The sequence below is a fragment of the Bradyrhizobium sp. USDA 4501 genome, from assembly GCF_054062115.1.
Window position 1 is genome coordinate 4,816,354 of record NZ_JBSSEX010000001.1, and the last position, 18,491, is coordinate 4,834,844.

The 18,491-nt window shown below is 67.4% G+C and carries 1 protein-coding gene (running past one end of the window); it reads left to right on the top strand.

What is annotated here, in order from left to right; translation table 11 throughout:
* Positions 1-18,491, top strand: partial view of a non-ribosomal peptide synthase/polyketide synthase gene (locus ACVWZM_RS22015; protein WP_456854746.1) — the 5' portion only. It continues 17,893 nt past the right edge of the window; the window shows 18,491 of its 36,384 coding nt (coding positions 1-18,491); it begins with the start codon at positions 1-3; the stop codon falls past the right edge of the window.

The following is an 18,491-nucleotide window of genomic DNA, read 5'->3' on the forward strand; positions in this document are numbered from 1 at the left end:
ATGACCGATATCGTTAGGGGCAGTTTGGAGAAGCTGGATGTAGAAGGCTTGAGCAAGCTTCTAGTCCTCGCCAAGGAGAGAAACCGAAGTAGCAGCCGAAAAGCTACGTTGATACGAAAGGTTGGGCGCCAAACCGAGCTAGCACCATCGTTTGCGCAGCAGCGGCTGTGGTTTTTGACGCAGCTGGATCAGGGCGGCACGACCTATCACATTCGGCTGGCGTGGCGGCTCAAGGGTGGGCTCGACCGCAGCGCCTGGCAGCGCAGCCTGGACCGTTTGTTTGCGCGGCATGAGGCGCTGCGCAGCGTCTTTGTCACCTCGGAGGGCAAGCCCCGGGTCGAGCTTCTGCCGGAGGAGGCGGGGCTGCCGGTCGTGGAGCACGATCTGCGGGGCAGGCTGGATGCGGACGCCGCGCTGTCGCAGCTGTGCCAGCAGGAAGCGCGCACGCCGTTCGATCTGGCGCGGGGCCCGCTGATCCGCGGCCGGCTGATCCGGCTGTCGGACGAGGCGCACGTGTTCCTGCTGACCCAGCACCACATCGTCTCGGACGGCTGGTCGCTGGGCGTGCTGGTGGGCGAGCTCACTCAGCTTTACCGGGCATTCGTGGCCGGAGACGACGATCCGCTGCCGCCGCTTGCGCTGCAGTATCCGGACTATGCCGCCTGGCAGCGGCAGTGGCTGTCGGGCGCGCGGCTGCAGCGCCAGGCGCAGTATTGGCGCAGCCATCTGTCCGGCGCGCCGGCCTGTCTGGCGCTGCCGACGGACCGACCGCGGCCGGCCCAGCAGTCGTTTGCCGGGGCGACGGTCTCGATCGTCATCGATGCGGATCTGACGCGGGAGCTGAAGCGGCTGAGCCGGCAGCATGGCACGACGTTGTTCATGACGGTGCTGGCGGCCTGGGCGGCGGTGCTGTCGCGTCTGTCGGGGCAGGACGACCTTGTGATCGGGGTGCCGAGCGCCAATCGAGGCCGTCGCGAGATCGAAGGGCTGATCGGCTTCTTCGTCAATACGCTGGCACTCCGGCTGGACCTGTCGGGCGGGCCGAGCGTGTCGGAGCTGTTGGAGCGGACGCGGCGCACGGCCCTGGGAGCGCAGGAGCACCAGGACCTGCCGTTCGAGCAGGTGGTGGAGATCGTGCAGCCGCCGCGGTCGCTGGATCACGCGCCGTTGTTCCAGGCGATGCTGGCCTGGGAGAACAACACCGGCGGGGCGTTCGATCTTGCCGGGCTGATGGTGGAGGCGGCCGGGGGCGGGTACGACCAGGTCAAGTTCGATCTGGAGCTGAGCCTTGGCGAGCAGGGTGAGGTGATCGCCGGAACGCTGGGCTATGCCACGGCGCTGTTTGATCAGGCGACGATCGAGCGGCAGCGGGATTATCTGCTGGCGCTGCTGCGGGCGATGGTCGCCGATGCGCAGCAAGAGGTCGGGCGGATTGAGCTGCTGCCGGCCGCCGAGCGCACCTATCTGCTGGAGGAGCTGAACCGGACGGCGGCGCCGTATCCTGCGGACAAGTGCATCCACCAGCTGTTCGAGGCGCAGGTGCGCGGTGCGCCGGATGCGGTGGCGGTGGTGTGTGAAGATGAGCGGCTGAGCTATGGCGAGCTCAACGCACGGGCCAACCGCCTGGCGCATCATTTGATCACCCTCGGGGTCGAGCCCGGGGATCGCATTGCCACCGTGCTGGACCGCTCCGCCGCTCTTGTGGTGGCGCAGCTGGCGATCCTGAAGGCGGGAGGTGCGTATGTCCCGATCGATCGCGCCCTTCCGATGGCGCGACAAGAATGGTTGATGGCCGATTGTGCTGCACGCTTGGTGCTTTGCGGGGATGACCTGGTTGAGGCGACGATACCTGTTCTTTCCATTGAGTCGCTGATAGTTGGAACGGGATGTAGTTCCGCTCCTGGGCTGGCGTTGAGCGCTGAAACTGCCGCTTACGTCATGTACACCTCCGGCTCAACTGGCCTTCCGAAAGGAGTCGTTGTTCCTCATCGTGCCGTCAACCGGCTCGTGATCAACAGTGGGTATGTGAAGGTCGATGCAGGAGATCGGGTGGCATGGGCTGGCAATCCCGCCTTCGATGCGAGCACATTCGAAGTATGGGCACCGCTGCTTAACGGTGGTTGCGTTATTGCAATGGATGCCGCCACCGTCAGGGATGCTCCCAGTTTTGCCCGAGCGCTAGAACAGCACCGCGTGACAACACTGTTTCTGACAACAGCATTGTTCAACCAATATGCATCATCGATTGCTCCGACGTTGGCGCAGCTGAAGTACCTCCTCTGCGGAGGTGAGCGCGGTGATCTCGCCTCATTTCTGAGATTGCTGAAAGAAAAAGGCCCGGTACGTCTCATTCACTGCTACGGGCCCACCGAGACGACGACCTTCGCGACGTTTTGGACTTGTCCGGCTGATTTTGATGGGTCAGTGGTCCCGATCGGCCGTCCAATTGCCAACACACTTGTGTACCTGCTGGACGGTCATCGTGCGCCCGTACCGTTCGGCGCGGTGGGCGAGCTTTACATTGGCGGGGCGGGAGTGGCGCGCGGGTATTTGAACCGCCCTGAACTGACAGCCGAGCGGTTCATCGCCAGTCCATTTGTCGAGGGCGATCGGCTGTACCGGACCGGTGACCTCGGGCGTTATCTGCCGGACGGCAATATTGAGTTCCTGGGTCGCAACGACGACCAGGTGAAGATCCGCGGCTACCGGATCGAGCCGGGCGAGATCGCGGCGCGGCTTTGCGAGCACGCCTGGGTGCGCGAGGCGGTGGTGGTGGCGCGCGAGGATGGCCGCGGCGACAAGCACCTTGTCGGCTATGTGGTGTGTGCGCCTGAGGCAGCTTCGAACGGACAGGATGGCGGCGAGCTGGCCGGTACCTTGCGCGCACATTTAGGTGCGCGGCTGCCGGACTACATGGTGCCGGGTGCGTTCGTGCGGCTGGCGGCGCTGCCGCTGACGGTGAACGGCAAGCTCGACCGCAACGCGCTGCCGGCGCCGGACGACGAGGCGTATGCGCATCGCGCCTATGAGCCGCCGCAGGGCGAGATCGAGACCGCGCTGGCCACGATCTGGGCCGAGCTGCTCGGTGTCGAGCGCATCGGACGGCACGACCACTTCTTCGAACTGGGCGGGCACTCGCTGTTGGCGGTGCAGCTGATGAGCCGGCTGTCGCAGGCGCTGGGTGTCGAGCTGCCGCTGCGGACGCTGTTTGCAAGACCGGTGCTGGCCGATCTGGCGATGAGCATTGTCGAGCTTTTGAACCGCTGCGGTCCGCAAGACCCGCCGGCGATTGCAGCCGTGTCGCGGCATGAGCCGCTGGTGCTGTCGTTTGCGCAGCAGCGGCTGTGGTTTTTGGCGCAGCTGGATCAGGGCGGCACGACCTATCACGTGCCGCTGGCGTGGCGGCTCAAGGGTGGGCTCGACCGCAGCGCCTGGCAGCGTAGCCTGGACCGTTTGTTTGCGCGGCATGAGGCGCTGCGCAGCGTCTTTGTCACCTCGGAGGGCAAGCCCCGGGTCGAGCTTCTGCCGGAGGAGGCGGGGCTGCCGGTCGTGGAGCACGATCTGCGGGGCAGGCTGGATGCGGACGCCGCGCTGTCGCAGCTGTGCCAGCAGGAAGCGCGCACGCCGTTCGATCTGGCGCGGGGCCCGCTGATCCGCGGCCGGCTGATCCGGCTGTCGGACGAGGCGCACGTGTTCCTGCTGACCCAGCACCACATCGTCTCGGACGGCTGGTCGATGGGCGTGCTGCTGCGTGAACTCAGCCAGCTTTACCGGGCATTCGAGGCTGGTCAGGACGATCCTTTGCCGGCGTTGGCGATCCAATATCCGGATTACGCCGCCTGGCAACGCCAATGGCTGTCGGGGGAACGGCTGCAGAAGCAGGCGCAGTATTGGCGCAGCGCCCTGGCAGGCACGACCCGTCTTGTCTTGCCGACCGACCGTGTGCGGCCGGCGCAGCAGTCGTTTGCGGGGGCGACGGTCCCGATCGTCATCGATGCGGGTCTGACGCGGGCGCTGAAGCGGCTGGGCCGGCAGCATGGCACGACATTGTTCATGATGGTGCTGGCAGCCTGGGCGGCGGTGCTGTCGCGTCTGTCGGGGCAGGACGATCTTGTGATCGGCGTGCCGAGCGCCAATCGGGGCCGTCGCGAGATCGAAGGGTTGATCGGCTTCTTCGTCAACACCCTGGCGCTCCGGCTGGACCTGTCGGGCGGGCCGAGCGTGTCGGAGCTGTTGGAGCGGACGCGGCGCACGGCCCTGGGAGCGCAGGAGCACCAGGACCTGCCGTTCGAGCAGGTGGTGGAGATCGTGCAGCCGCCGCGGTCGCTGGATCACACGCCGTTGTTCCAGGCGATGCTGGCCTGGGAGAACAACACCGGCGGGGCGTTCGATCTTGCCGGGCTGATGGTGGAGGCGGCCGGGGGCGGGTACGACCAGGTCAAGTTCGATCTGGAGCTGAGCCTTGGCGAGCAGGGTGAGGTGATCGCCGGGACGCTGGGCTATGCCACGGCGCTGTTTGATCAGGCGACGATCGAGCGGCAGCGGGATTATCTGCTGGCGCTGCTGCGGGCGATGGTTGCCGATGCGCAGCAAGAGGTCCACCGGATTGAGCTGCTGCCGACCGCCGAGCGCACCTATCTGCTGGAGGAGCTGAACCGGACGGCGGCGCCGTATCCTGCGGACAAGTGCATCCACCAGCTGTTCGAGGCGCAGGTGCACGAGGCGCCGGATGCGGTGGCGCTGGTGTGCGGGGCCGAGCGCGTGAGCTATGGCGCGCTCAACGCGCAGGCCAACCGGCTGGCGCATCATCTGATCGCCCTCGGGGTCGGGCCGGACCAGCCGGTGGCGATCTGCGCTGCGCGCAGTCCGCTGATGGTGGTGGGGCTTTTGGCGATCCTGAAGGCCGGCGGGGCGTATGTGCCGCTGGACCCGGCCTATCCGTCGGCGCGGCTGCGCCAGGTGCTCGCGGATGCGGCGCCGCGGCTGCTGCTGGCCGATGCGGCCGGCCGCGCCGCCTTGGGCGATGTGGGCGTCGATGCGAGCGTGGTGGAGCTCGATGCGGCGGCACCGGCGTGGGCCAGCCTGCCGGAAGCGGATCCGGACCCGCGCGCGCTCGGCCTCACCTCCCGCCATCTCGCCTACGTGATCTACACCTCGGGATCCACCGGCTCGCCCAAGGGCGTCATGGTCGAGCATCGGAGCTTGGTCAATTATCTCTCCTGGGCCCGCGATGCGTACGCTCCCAGATCATCCTCCGTGATTTCCTCGCCTCTGGTCTTCGATGCGACAATCAACAGCCTGTTTGCGCCTCTGATCTGTGGTGGCCATGCATTCCTTATAAAGGAGGGAGATGAGGTCGAGGGACTCAAAGCAACGATCCGCTCGGACTGCGGGATCGTCAATATTACCCCGAGCCATCTGAATGCCCTTGGGCAACAGATGCTGGCGGACTCGGCGCCGAGCCGCGTTGGAGTGCTTATCATCGGCGGTGAAGCGCTGTCGCATTCGACAGTGGAGTTGTGGCGCAGGATCCAGCCCACGGTGAGAATGGTGAACGAGTACGGCCCAACTGAAGCAGTTGTCGGTTGTATCTTCTATGACATTCCGAGAGAGCCATCTCTACCCAGCAACATCCCGATCGGCCGCCCGATTGCGAACACGCGGGTGTATTTGCTGGATGATCATGGCGGGCTGGTGCCGTTCGGGGCGGTGGGGGAGCTCTGCATTGGCGGGGCGGGGGTGGCGCGCGGCTATCTGAACCGCCCTGAGCTGACGGCGGAGCGGTTCATCGCCAGCCCCTTTGTCGAGGGCGACCGGCTGTACAAGACCGGCGACCTGGCACGCTATCTGCCGGACGGCAATCTGGAGTTTTTGGGGCGCAACGACGAGCAGGTGAAGATCCGCGGCTACCGGATCGAGCCGGGCGAGATCGCGGCGCGGCTTTGCGAGCACGCCTGGGTGCGCGAGGCGGTGGTGGTGGCGCGCGAGGATGGCCGCGGCGACAAGCACCTTGTCGGCTATGTGGTGTGTGCGCCTGAGGCAGCTTCGAACGGACAGGATGGCGGCGAGCTGGCCGGCGCCTTGCGCGCGCACTTGAGTGCGCGGCTGCCGGACTACATGGTGCCGGGTGCGTTCGTGCGGCTGGCGGCGCTGCCGCTGACGGTGAACGGCAAGCTCGACCGCAACGCGCTGCCGGCGCCGGACGACGAGGCGTATGCGCATCGCGCCTATGAGCCGCCGCAGGGCGAGATCGAGACCGCGCTGGCCACGATCTGGGCCGAGCTGCTCGGTGTCGAGCGCATCGGGCGCCACGACCACTTCTTCGAACTGGGCGGGCACTCGCTGCTGGCGGTGCAGCTGATCGAGCGTTTGCGGCGGCGGTCGCTGGGCATTGAGGTGCGCACCCTGTTCGCCAAGCCGGTGCTGGCAGATCTGGCCGCAAGCCTGGGCCGTCATCACGAGGTGGCGGTCCCGGCCAACCTGATCACCGAACGGAGTGCGGCGATCACGCCACAGATGCTGCCGCTGATCGAGCTGACGCAGGACGAGATCGAGCGGATCGTCGCCACGGTGCCCGGCGGGGTTGGCAACATCCAGGACATTTACGGCCTGTCGCCGCTGCAGGACGGCATCCTGTTCCATCATCTGCTGGCGGCAAAGGGCGATCCGTACCTATTGGTGTCGCAGATGGCGTTTGCCGAGCGTGGGCTGCTCGAGCGCTATCTTGCCGCGGTGCAGCGGGTGGTGGATCGGCACGACATCCTGCGCACGTCGTTTGTCTGGGAGGGGCTGTCGCGGCCGGCCCAGGTGGTGTGGCGGAAGGCGCAACTGGAGGTGACCGAGGTCGAGCTGGATGGCGCTCATGGCGCTGGCACCGCGCAGCTTAAGGATCGGTTTGATCCGCGCCGGCACCGCATCGAGCTCGGCCGGGCGCCACTGCTGCGGTTTGTGATTGCGCGCGAGCCCGGCAGCGCGCGCTGGCTGCTGCTGGAGCTGCAGCATCATCTGATCGGGGATCACACCACGCTGGACGTGATGCATGCCGAGGTCCGGGCTGAGCTGGAGGGGCGGGCGCATGAGCTGCCGGCGCCGCAGCCGTTCCGCAATCTGGTGGCGCAGGCGCATCTCGGCGGTGATGCCGAGGCGGACGAAGCGTTCTTCCGGGAGCTGCTGGCCGACATCGACGAGCCGACCACGCCGTTCGGCTTGAGCGAGGTGCGCGGCGACGGCGGCGGGGTTCGTGAGGCGCATCGGATGCTGCCGCCGGCGCTCCATGCGCGGCTGCGGGACCAGGCGCGGCGGCTGGGCGTGAGTCTGGCGAGCCTGTGCCATCTGGCGTGGGGGCAGGTGGTGGCGCGCAGCAGCGGCCGCGAGCAGGTGGTGTTCGGCACGGTGCTGTTCGGCCGCCTGCAGGGCAACGCCGGCGCCGACCGCGCCATGGGGCTGTTCATCAACACGCTGCCGCTGCGGCTTGATCTTGACGGGACCGCGGTCGAGGCGAGCGTGCGGACCACGCATGCCCGGCTGGCCGAGCTCTTGGCCCATGAGCATGCCTCGCTGGCGCTGGCGCAGCGCTGCAGCGGCGTTGCGGCGCCGGCGCCGCTGTTCAGCGCGCTGTTGAACTACCGCCACAACACCGCGGCGGTCGCCACCGCAATCGATGACAGTCTGGTGGGCGTGGAATGGCTGGGCGGGGAGGAGCGCACCAATTATCCGCTGACCTTGTCGGTGGAGGATTTTGGCGAGGCGCTCGGGCTGACGGCGCAGGTGGCGGAGGGCGTCTCAGCGGATCGGGTCTGCGGCTACATGCAGCGGGCGCTGGAGCAGCTGGCAGAGGCGCTGGAGCGGGCGCCGGACACGCCGGTGCGCGAGCTGGACATCCTGCCGGCTGCGGAGCGCACCTATCTGCTGGAGGAGCTGAACCGGACGGCGGCGCCGTATCCTGCGGACAAGTGCATCCACCAGCTGTTCGAGGCGCAGGTGCACGAGGCGCCGGATGCGGTGGCGCTGGTGTGCGGGGCCGAGCGCGTGAGCTATGGCGCGCTCAACGCGCAGGCCAACCGGCTGGCGCATCATCTGATCGCCCTCGGGGTCGGGCCGGACCAGCCGGTGGCGATCTGCGCTGCGCGCAGTCCGCTGATGGTGGTGGGGCTTTTGGCGATCCTGAAGGCCGGCGGGGCGTATGTGCCGCTGGACCCGGCCTATCCGTCGGCGCGGCTGCGCCAGGTGCTCGCGGATGCGGCGCCGCGGCTGCTGCTGGCCGATGCGGCCGGCCGCGCCGCCTTGGGCGATGTGGGCGTCGATGCGAGCGTGGTGGAGCTCGCTGCGGCGGCACCGGCGTGGGCCAGCCTGCCGGCGTCGGATCCGGACCCGCGCGCGCTCGGCCTCACCTCCCGCCATCTCGCCTACGTGATCTACACCTCGGGCTCCACCGGCTCGCCCAAGGGCGTCATGGTCGAGCATGCTCAGATTGTTCGTTTGTTCGAGGCGACGCAGGAATGGTATGGTTTCACTGAACAGGACGTATGGTGCCTGTTCCATTCCTTCTCGTTCGACTTCTCAGTGTGGGAGTTGTGGGGCGCACTGCGTTATGGCGGTCGTTTGATTCTTGTGCCGAGCGACACCGCTCGCTCTGCTCCTGACTTCGATGATCTCATCTGCAAGTCCGGCGTTACAGTTCTGAATCAGACCCCTTCGGCTTTTAAAGCTCTTGTGGATCTGGAGCGTCAGAGCGGTGCTCGACACCGCCTTCGCTACGTTATTTTTGGTGGAGAGGCTCTGGAGCCATCGATTCTGAAGCCATGGTATGCAAGGCATTCAGATCGCGCACCACAACTGATCAACATGTACGGTATTACGGAAACGACCGTGCATGTCACCTATCGGTCTCTTGATCAGTCTGACACTACCGATTCGGGCAGTCAGATCGGAAGGCGCATTCCCGATCTTCGGATCTATCTGCTGGATGGTCATGGCGGGCTGGTGCCGTTCGGGGCGGTGGGGGAGCTCTGCATTGGCGGGGCGGGGGTGGCGCGCGGCTATCTGAACCGCCCTGAGCTGACGGCGGAGCGGTTCATCGCCAGCCCCTTTGTCGAGGGCGACCGGCTGTACAAGACCGGCGACCTGGCACGCTATCTGCCGGACGGCAATATTGAGTTCCTGGGTCGCAACGACGACCAGGTGAAGATCCGCGGCTACCGGATCGAGCCGGGCGAGATCGCGGCGCGGCTTTGCGAGCACGCCTGGGTGCGCGAGGCGGTGGTGGTGGCGCGCGAGGATGGCCGCGGCGACAAGCACCTTGTCGGCTATGTGGTGTGTGCGCCTGAGGCAGCTTCGAACGGACAGGATGGCGGCGAGCTGGCCGGTACCTTGCGCGCACATTTAGGTGCGCGGCTGCCGGACTACATGGTGCCGGGTGCGTTCGTGCGGCTGGCGGCGCTGCCGCTGACGGTGAACGGCAAGCTCGACCGCAACGCGCTGCCGGCGCCGGACGACGAGGCGTATGCGCATCGCGCCTATGAGCCGCCGCAGGGCGAGATCGAGACCGCGCTGGCCACGATCTGGGCCGAGCTGCTCGGTGTCGAGCGCATCGGACGGCACGACCACTTCTTCGAACTGGGCGGGCACTCGCTGTTGGCGGTGCAGCTGATGAGCCGGCTGTCGCAGGCGCTGGGTGTCGAGCTGCCGCTGCGGACGCTGTTTGCAAGACCGGTGCTGGCCGATCTGGCGATGAGCATTGTCGAGCTTTTGAACCGCTGCGGTCCGCAAGACCCGCCGGCGATTGCAGCCGTGTCGCGGCATGAGCCGCTGGTGCTGTCGTTTGCGCAGCAGCGGCTGTGGTTTTTGGCGCAGCTGGATCAGGGCGGCACGACCTATCACGTGCCGCTGGCGTGGCGGCTCAAGGGTGGGCTCGACCGCAGCGCCTGGCAGCGTAGCCTGGACCGTTTGTTTGCGCGGCATGAGGCGCTGCGCAGCGTCTTTGTCACCTCGGAGGGCAAGCCCCGGGTCGAGCTTCTGCCGGAGGAGGCGGGGCTGCCGGTCGTGGAGCACGATCTGCGGGGCAGGCTGGATGCGGACGCCGCGCTGTCGCAGCTGTGCCAGCAGGAAGCGCGCACGCCGTTCGATCTGGCGCGGGGCCCGCTGATCCGCGGCCGGCTGATCCGGCTGTCGGACGAGGCGCACGTGTTCCTGCTGACCCAGCACCACATCGTCTCGGACGGCTGGTCGATGGGCGTGCTGCTGCGTGAACTCAGCCAGCTTTACCGGGCATTCGAGGCTGGTCAGGACGATCCTTTGCCGGCGTTGGCGATCCAATATCCGGATTACGCCGCCTGGCAACGCCAATGGCTGTCGGGGGAACGGCTGCAGAAGCAGGCGCAGTATTGGCGCAGCGCCCTGGCAGGCACGACCCGTCTTGTCTTGCCGACCGACCGTGTGCGGCCGGCGCAGCAGTCGTTTGCGGGGGCGACGGTCCCGATCGTCATCGATGCGGGTCTGACGCGGGCGCTGAAGCGGCTGGGCCGGCAGCATGGCACGACATTGTTCATGATGGTGCTGGCAGCCTGGGCGGCGGTGCTGTCGCGTCTGTCGGGGCAGGACGATCTTGTGATCGGCGTGCCGAGCGCCAATCGGGGCCGTCGCGAGATCGAAGGGTTGATCGGCTTCTTCGTCAACACCCTGGCGCTCCGGCTGGACCTGTCGGGCGGGCCGAGCGTGTCGGAGCTGTTGGAGCGGACGCGGCGCACGGCCCTGGGAGCGCAGGAGCACCAGGACCTGCCGTTCGAGCAGGTGGTGGAGATCGTGCAGCCGCCGCGGTCGCTGGATCACACGCCGTTGTTCCAGGCGATGCTGGCCTGGGAGAACAACACCGGCGGGGCGTTCGATCTTGCCGGGCTGATGGTGGAGGCGGCCGGGGGCGGGTACGACCAGGTCAAGTTCGATCTGGAGCTGAGCCTTGGCGAGCAGGGTGAGGTGATCGCCGGGACGCTGGGCTATGCCACGGCGCTGTTTGATCAGGCGACGATCGAGCGGCAGCGGGATTATCTGCTGGCGCTGCTGCGGGCGATGGTTGCCGATGCGCAGCAAGAGGTCCACCGGATTGAGCTGCTGCCGACCGCCGAGCGCACCTATCTGCTGGAGGAGCTGAACCGGACGGCGGCGCCGTATCCTGCGGACAAGTGCATCCACCAGCTGTTCGAGGCGCAGGTGCACGAGGCGCCGGATGCGGTGGCGCTGGTGTGCGGGGCCGAGCGCGTGAGCTATGGCGCGCTCAACGCGCAGGCCAACCGGCTGGCGCATCATCTGATCGCCCTCGGGGTCGGGCCGGACCAGCCGGTGGCGATCTGCGCTGCGCGCAGTCCGCTGATGGTGGTGGGGCTTTTGGCGATCCTGAAGGCCGGCGGGGCGTATGTGCCGCTGGACCCGGCCTATCCGTCGGCGCGGCTGCGCCAGGTGCTCGCGGATGCGGCGCTGCGGCTGCTGCTGGCCGATGCGGCCGGCCGCGCCGCCTTGGGCGATGTGGGCGTCGATGCGAGCGTGGTGGAGCTCGATGCGGCGGCACCGGCGTGGGCCAGCCTGCCGGAAGCGGATCCGGACCCGCGCGCGCTCGGCCTCACCTCCCGCCATCTCGCCTACGTGATCTACACCTCGGGATCCACCGGCTCGCCCAAGGGCGTCATGGTCGAGCATCGGAGCTTGGTCAATTATCTCTCCTGGGCCCGCGATGCGTACGCTCCCAGATCATCCTCCGTGATTTCCTCGCCTCTGGTCTTCGATGCGACAATCAACAGTCTGTTTGCGCCTCTGATCTGTGGTGGCCATGCATTCCTTATAAAGGAGGGAGATGAGGTCGAGGGACTCAAAGCAACGATCCGCTCGGACTGCGGGATCGTCAATATTACCCCGAGCCATCTGAATGCCCTTGGGCAACAGATGCTGGCGGACTCGGCGCCGAGCCGCGTTGGAGTGCTTATCATCGGCGGTGAAGCGCTGTCGCATTCGACAGTGGAGTTGTGGCGCAGGATCCAGCCCACGGTGAGAATGGTGAACGAGTACGGCCCAACTGAAGCAGTTGTCGGTTGTATCTTCTATGACATTCCGAGAGAGCCATCTCTACCCAGCAACATCCCGATCGGCCGCCCGATTGCGAACACGCGGGTGTATTTGCTGGATGATCATGGCGGGCTGGTGCCGTTCGGGGCGGTGGGGGAGCTCTGCATTGGCGGGGCGGGGGTGGCGCGCGGCTATCTGAACCGCCCTGAGCTGACGGCGGAGCGGTTCATCGCCAGCCCCTTTGTCGAGGGCGACCGGCTGTACCGGACCGGTGACCTCGGGCGTTATCTGCCGGACGGCAATATTGAGTTCCTGGGTCGCAACGACGACCAGGTGAAGATCCGCGGCTACCGGATCGAGCCGGGCGAGATCGCGGCGCGGCTTTGCGAGCACGCCTGGGTGCGCGAGGCGGTGGTGGTGGCGCGCGAGGATGGCCGCGGCGACAAGCACCTTGTCGGCTATGTGGTGTGTGCGCCTGAGGCAGCTTCGAACGGACAGGATGGCGGCGAGCTGGCCGGTACCTTGCGCGCACATTTAGGTGCGCGGCTGCCGGACTACATGGTGCCGGGTGCGTTCGTGCGGCTGGCGGCGCTGCCGCTGACGGTGAACGGCAAGCTCGACCGCAACGCGCTGCCGGCGCCGGACGACGAGGCGTATGCGCATCGCGCCTATGAGCCGCCGCAGGGCGAGATCGAGACCGCGCTGGCCACGATCTGGGCCGAGCTGCTCGGTGTCGAGCGCATCGGGCGCCACGACCACTTCTTCGAACTGGGCGGGCACTCGCTGCTGGCGGTGCAACTGATCGAGCGTTTGCGGCGGCGGTCGCTGGGCATTGAGGTGCGCACCCTGTTCGCCAAGCCGGTGCTGGCAGATCTGGCCGCAAGCCTGGGCCGTCATCACGAGGTGGCGGTCCCGGCCAACCTGATCACCGAACGGAGTGCGGCGATCACGCCACAGATGCTGCCGCTGATCGAGCTGACGCAGGACGAGATCGAGCGGATCGTCGCCACGGTGCCCGGCGGGGTTGGCAACATCCAGGACATTTACGGCCTGTCGCCGCTGCAGGACGGCATCCTGTTCCATCATCTGCTGGCGGCAAAGGGCGATCCGTACCTATTGGTGTCGCAGATGGCGTTTGCCGAGCGTGGGCTGCTCGAGCGCTATCTTGCCGCGGTGCAGCGGGTGGTGGATCGGCACGACATCCTGCGCACGTCGTTTGTCTGGGAGGGGCTGTCGCGGCCGGCCCAGGTGGTGTGGCGGAAGGCGCAACTGGAGGTGACCGAGGTCGAGCTGGATGGCGCTCATGGCGCTGGCACCGCGCAGCTTAAGGATCGGTTTGATCCGCGCCGGCACCGCATCGAGCTCGGCCGGGCGCCACTGCTGCGGTTTGTGATTGCGCGCGAGCCCGGCAGCGCGCGCTGGCTGCTGCTGGAGCTGCAGCATCATCTGATCGGGGATCACACCACGCTGGACGTGATGCATGCCGAGGTCCGGGCTGAGCTGGAGGGGCGGGCGCATGAGCTGCCGGCGCCGCAGCCGTTCCGCAATCTGGTGGCGCAGGCGCATCTCGGCGGTGATGCCGAGGCGGACGAAGCGTTCTTCCGGGAGCTGCTGGCCGACATCGACGAGCCGACCACGCCGTTCGGCTTGAGCGAGGTGCGCGGCGACGGCGGCGGGGTTCGTGAGGCGCATCGGATGCTGCCGCCGGCGCTCCATGCGCGGCTGCGGGACCAGGCGCGGCGGCTGGGCGTGAGTCTGGCGAGCCTGTGCCATCTGGCGTGGGGGCAGGTGGTGGCGCGCAGCAGCGGCCGCGAGCAGGTGGTGTTCGGCACGGTGCTGTTCGGCCGCCTGCAGGGCAACGCCGGCGCCGACCGCGCCATGGGGCTGTTCATCAACACGCTGCCGCTGCGGCTTGATCTTGACGGGACCGCGGTCGAGGCGAGCGTGCGGACCACGCATGCCCGGCTGGCCGAGCTCTTGGCCCATGAGCATGCCTCGCTGGCGCTGGCGCAGCGCTGCAGCGGCGTTGCGGCGCCGGCGCCGCTGTTCAGCGCGCTGTTGAACTACCGCCACAACACCGCGGCGGTCGCCACCGCAATCGATGACAGTCTGGTGGGCGTGGAATGGCTGGGCGGGGAGGAGCGCACCAATTATCCGCTGACCTTGTCGGTGGAGGATTTTGGCGAGGCGCTCGGGCTGACGGCGCAGGTGGCGGAGGGCGTCTCAGCGGATCGGGTCTGCGGCTACATGCAGCGGGCGCTGGAGCAGCTGGCAGAGGCGCTGGAGCGGGCGCCGGACACGCCGGTGCGCGAGCTGGACATCCTGCCGGCTGCGGAGCGCACCTATCTGCTGGAGGAGCTGAACCGGACGGCGGCGCCGTATCCTGCGGACAAGTGCATCCACCAGCTGTTCGAGGCGCAGGTGCACGAGGCGCCGGATGCGGTGGCGCTGGTGTGCGGGGCCGAGCGCGTGAGCTATGGCGCGCTCAACGCGCAGGCCAACCGGCTGGCGCATCATCTGATCGCCCTCGGGGTCGGGCCGGACCAGCCGGTGGCGATCTGCGCTGCGCGTAGTCCGCTGATGGTGGTGGGGCTTTTGGCGATCCACAAGGCTGGCGGGGCGTATGTGCCGCTGGACCCGGCCTATCCGTCGGCGCGGCTGCGCCAGGTGCTCGCGGATGCGGCGCCGCGGCTGCTGCTGGCCGATGCGGCCGGCCGCGCCGCCTTGGGCGATGTGGGCGTCGATGCGAGCGTGGTGGAGCTCGCTGCGGCGGCACCGGCGTGGGCCAGCCTGCCGGCGTCGGATCCGGACCCGCGCGCGCTCGGCCTCACCTCCCGCCATCTCGCCTACGTGATCTACACCTCGGGATCCACCGGTACGCCCAAGGGCGTCATGGTCGAGCATCGCAGCACTGTCAACCTGCTGCATTGGAGCAGCGGCGTGTTTGCGGAATCAGAGATCAGCCGGACGCTGTTTGCCACCTCGATCAGCTTTGATCTGTCGATCTACGAGTGCTTCGTTCCACTCTCGCAAGGAACCAGGCTGCACCTTGTCGAGAATGCGCAAACGCCGTCGGATGTCTCCTTAATCAACACCGTCCCTTCGGCGATCGCCGCTCTGCTCGATCAGAAAGCAGTACCGGCTTCGACAAGCGTCATCAATTTGGCCGGCGAGCGGCTGAAGGCGGATCTCATCGCGAAGGCATTTGAGAGCAGTGGCGTCGAGAAGATCTGTAATCTGTACGGTCCTTCCGAGACAACGACCTACTCGACCTGGATTTGCATACGAAGGGGGGACGTTGTCGTTGAAACGATTGGCCGTCCGATTGCGAACACGCGCGTGTATCTGCTGGATGGTCATGGCGGGCTGGTGCCGTTCGGGGCGGTGGGGGAGCTCTGCATTGGCGGGGCGGGGGTGGCGCGCGGCTATCTGAACCGCCCTGAGCTGACGGCGGAGCGGTTCATCGCCAGCCCCTTTGTCGAGGGCGACCGGCTGTACAAGACCGGCGACCTGGCACGCTATCTGCCGGACGGCAATCTGGAGTTTTTGGGGCGCAACGACGAGCAGGTGAAGATCCGCGGCTACCGGATCGAGCCGGGCGAGATCGCGGCGCGGCTTTGCGAGCACGCCTGGGTGCGCGAGGCGGTGGTGGTGGCGCGCGAGGATGGCCGCGGCGACAAGCACCTTGTCGGCTATGTGGTGTGTGCGCCTGAGGCAGCTTCGAACGGACAGGATGGCGGCGAGCTGGCCGGTACCTTGCGCGCACATTTAGGTGCGCGGCTGCCGGACTACATGGTGCCGGGTGCGTTCGTGCGGCTGGCGGCGCTGCCGCTGACGGTGAACGGCAAGCTCGACCGCAACGCGCTGCCGGCGCCGGACGACGAGGCGTATGCGCATCGCGCCTATGAGCCGCCGCAGGGCGAGATCGAGACCGCGCTGGCCACGATCTGGGCCGAGCTGCTCGGTGTCGAGCGCATCGGGCGCCACGACCACTTCTTCGAACTGGGCGGGCACTCGCTGCTGGCGGTGCAGCTGATCGAGCGTTTGCGGCGGCGGTCGCTGGGCATTGAGGTGCGCACCCTGTTCGCCAAGCCGGTGCTGGCAGATCTGGCCGCAAGCCTGGGCCGTCATCACGAGGTGGCGGTCCCGGCCAACCTGATCACCGAACGGAGTGCGGCGATCACGCCACAGATGCTGCCGCTGATCGAGCTGACGCAGGACGAGATCGAGCGGATCGTCGCCACGGTGCCCGGCGGGGTTGGCAACATCCAGGACATTTACGGCCTGTCGCCGCTGCAGGACGGCATCCTGTTCCATCATCTGCTGGCGGCAAAGGGCGATCCGTACCTATTGGTGTCGCAGATGGCGTTTGCCGAGCGTGGGCTGCTCGAGCGCTATCTTGCCGCGGTGCAGCGGGTGGTGGATCGGCACGACATCCTGCGCACGTCGTTTGTCTGGGAGGGGCTGTCGCGGCCGGCCCAGGTGGTGTGGCGGAAGGCGCAACTGGAGGTGACCGAGGTCGAGCTGGATGGCGCTCATGGCGCTGGCACCGCGCAGCTTAAGGATCGGTTTGATCCGCGCCGGCACCGCATCGAGCTCGGCCGGGCGCCACTGCTGCGGTTTGTGATTGCGCGCGAGCCCGGCAGCGCGCGCTGGCTGCTGCTGGAGCTGCAGCATCATCTGATCGGGGATCACACCACGCTGGACGTGATGCATGCCGAGGTCCGGGCTGAGCTGGAGGGGCGGGCGCATGAGCTGCCGGCGCCGCAGCCGTTCCGCAATCTGGTGGCGCAGGCGCATCTCGGCGGTGATGCCGAGGCGGACGAAGCGTTCTTCCGGGAGCTGCTGGCCGACATCGACGAGCCGACCACGCCGTTCGGCTTGAGCGAGGTGCGCGGCGACGGCGGCGGGGTTCGTGAGGCGCATCGGATGCTGCCGCCGGCGCTCCATGCGCGGCTGCGGGACCAGGCGCGGCGGCTGGGCGTGAGTCTGGCGAGCCTGTGCCATCTGGCGTGGGGGCAGGTGGTGGCGCGCAGCAGCGGCCGCGAGCAGGTGGTGTTCGGCACGGTGCTGTTCGGCCGCCTGCAGGGCAACGCCGGCGCCGACCGCGCCATGGGGCTGTTCATCAACACGCTGCCGCTGCGGCTTGATCTTGACGGGACCGCGGTCGAGGCGAGCGTGCGGACCACGCATGCCCGGCTGGCCGAGCTCTTGGCCCATGAGCATGCCTCGCTGGCGCTGGCGCAGCGCTGCAGCGGCGTTGCGGCGCCGGCGCCGCTGTTCAGCGCGCTGTTGAACTACCGCCACAACACCGCGGCGGTCGCCACCGCAATCGATGACAGTCTGGTGGGCGTGGAATGGCTGGGCGGGGAGGAGCGCACCAATTATCCGCTGACCTTGTCGGTGGAGGATTTTGGCGAGGCGCTCGGGCTGACGGCGCAGGTGGCGGAGGGCGTCTCAGCGGATCGGGTCTGCGGCTACATGCAGCGGGCGCTGGAGCAGCTGGCAGAGGCGCTGGAGCGGGCGCCGGACACGCCGGTGCGCGAGCTGGACATCCTGCCGGCTGCGGAGCGCACCTATCTGCTGGAGGAGCTGAACCGGACGGCGGCGCCGTATCCTGCGGACAAGTGCATCCACCAGCTGTTCGAGGCGCAGGTGCACGAGGCGCCGGATGCGGTGGCGCTGGTGTGCGGGGCCGAGCGCGTGAGCTATGGCGCGCTCAACGCGCAGGCCAACCGGCTGGCGCATCATCTGATCGCCCTCGGGGTCGGGCCGGACCAGCCGGTGGCGATCTGCGCTGCGCGTAGTCCGCTGATGGTGGTGGGGCTTTTGGCGATCCACAAGGCTGGCGGGGCGTATGTGCCGCTGGACCCGGCCTATCCGTCGGCGCGGCTGCGCCAGGTGCTCGCGGATGCGGCGCCGCGGCTGCTGCTGGCCGATGCGGCCGGCCGCGCCGCCTTGGGCGATGTGGGCGTCGATGCGAGCGTGGTGGAGCTCGCTGCGGCGGCACCGGCGTGGGCCAGCCTGCCGGCGTCGGATCCGGACCCGCGCGCGCTCGGCCTCACCTCCCGCCATCTCGCCTACGTGATCTACACCTCGGGATCCACCGGTACGCCCAAGGGCGTCATGGTCGAGCATCGCAGCTTGGTCAATCTTATAATATGGCATGTGCAAACCTTTTGTCGCCAGCCAGAAACCTGCTGCGCGCTCACGGCTGGAGTAGCGTTCGATGCCAGCGCCTGGGAGCTATGGTCTGCGTTATGTAACCGCAGCACGTTGCTGCTCCCGCCCAGAGCGTCAGCAGCAGATTCTCTTCTGCTCCAATGGTGGCGTGATCAGTCGCCTGACATTGGCTTCTTGATCACCCCGCTCGCGACAATGGCATTGGAGTATAAGCTGGTAAATTCCAAGGTGGAGTACTTGCTTGTTGGCGGTGATCG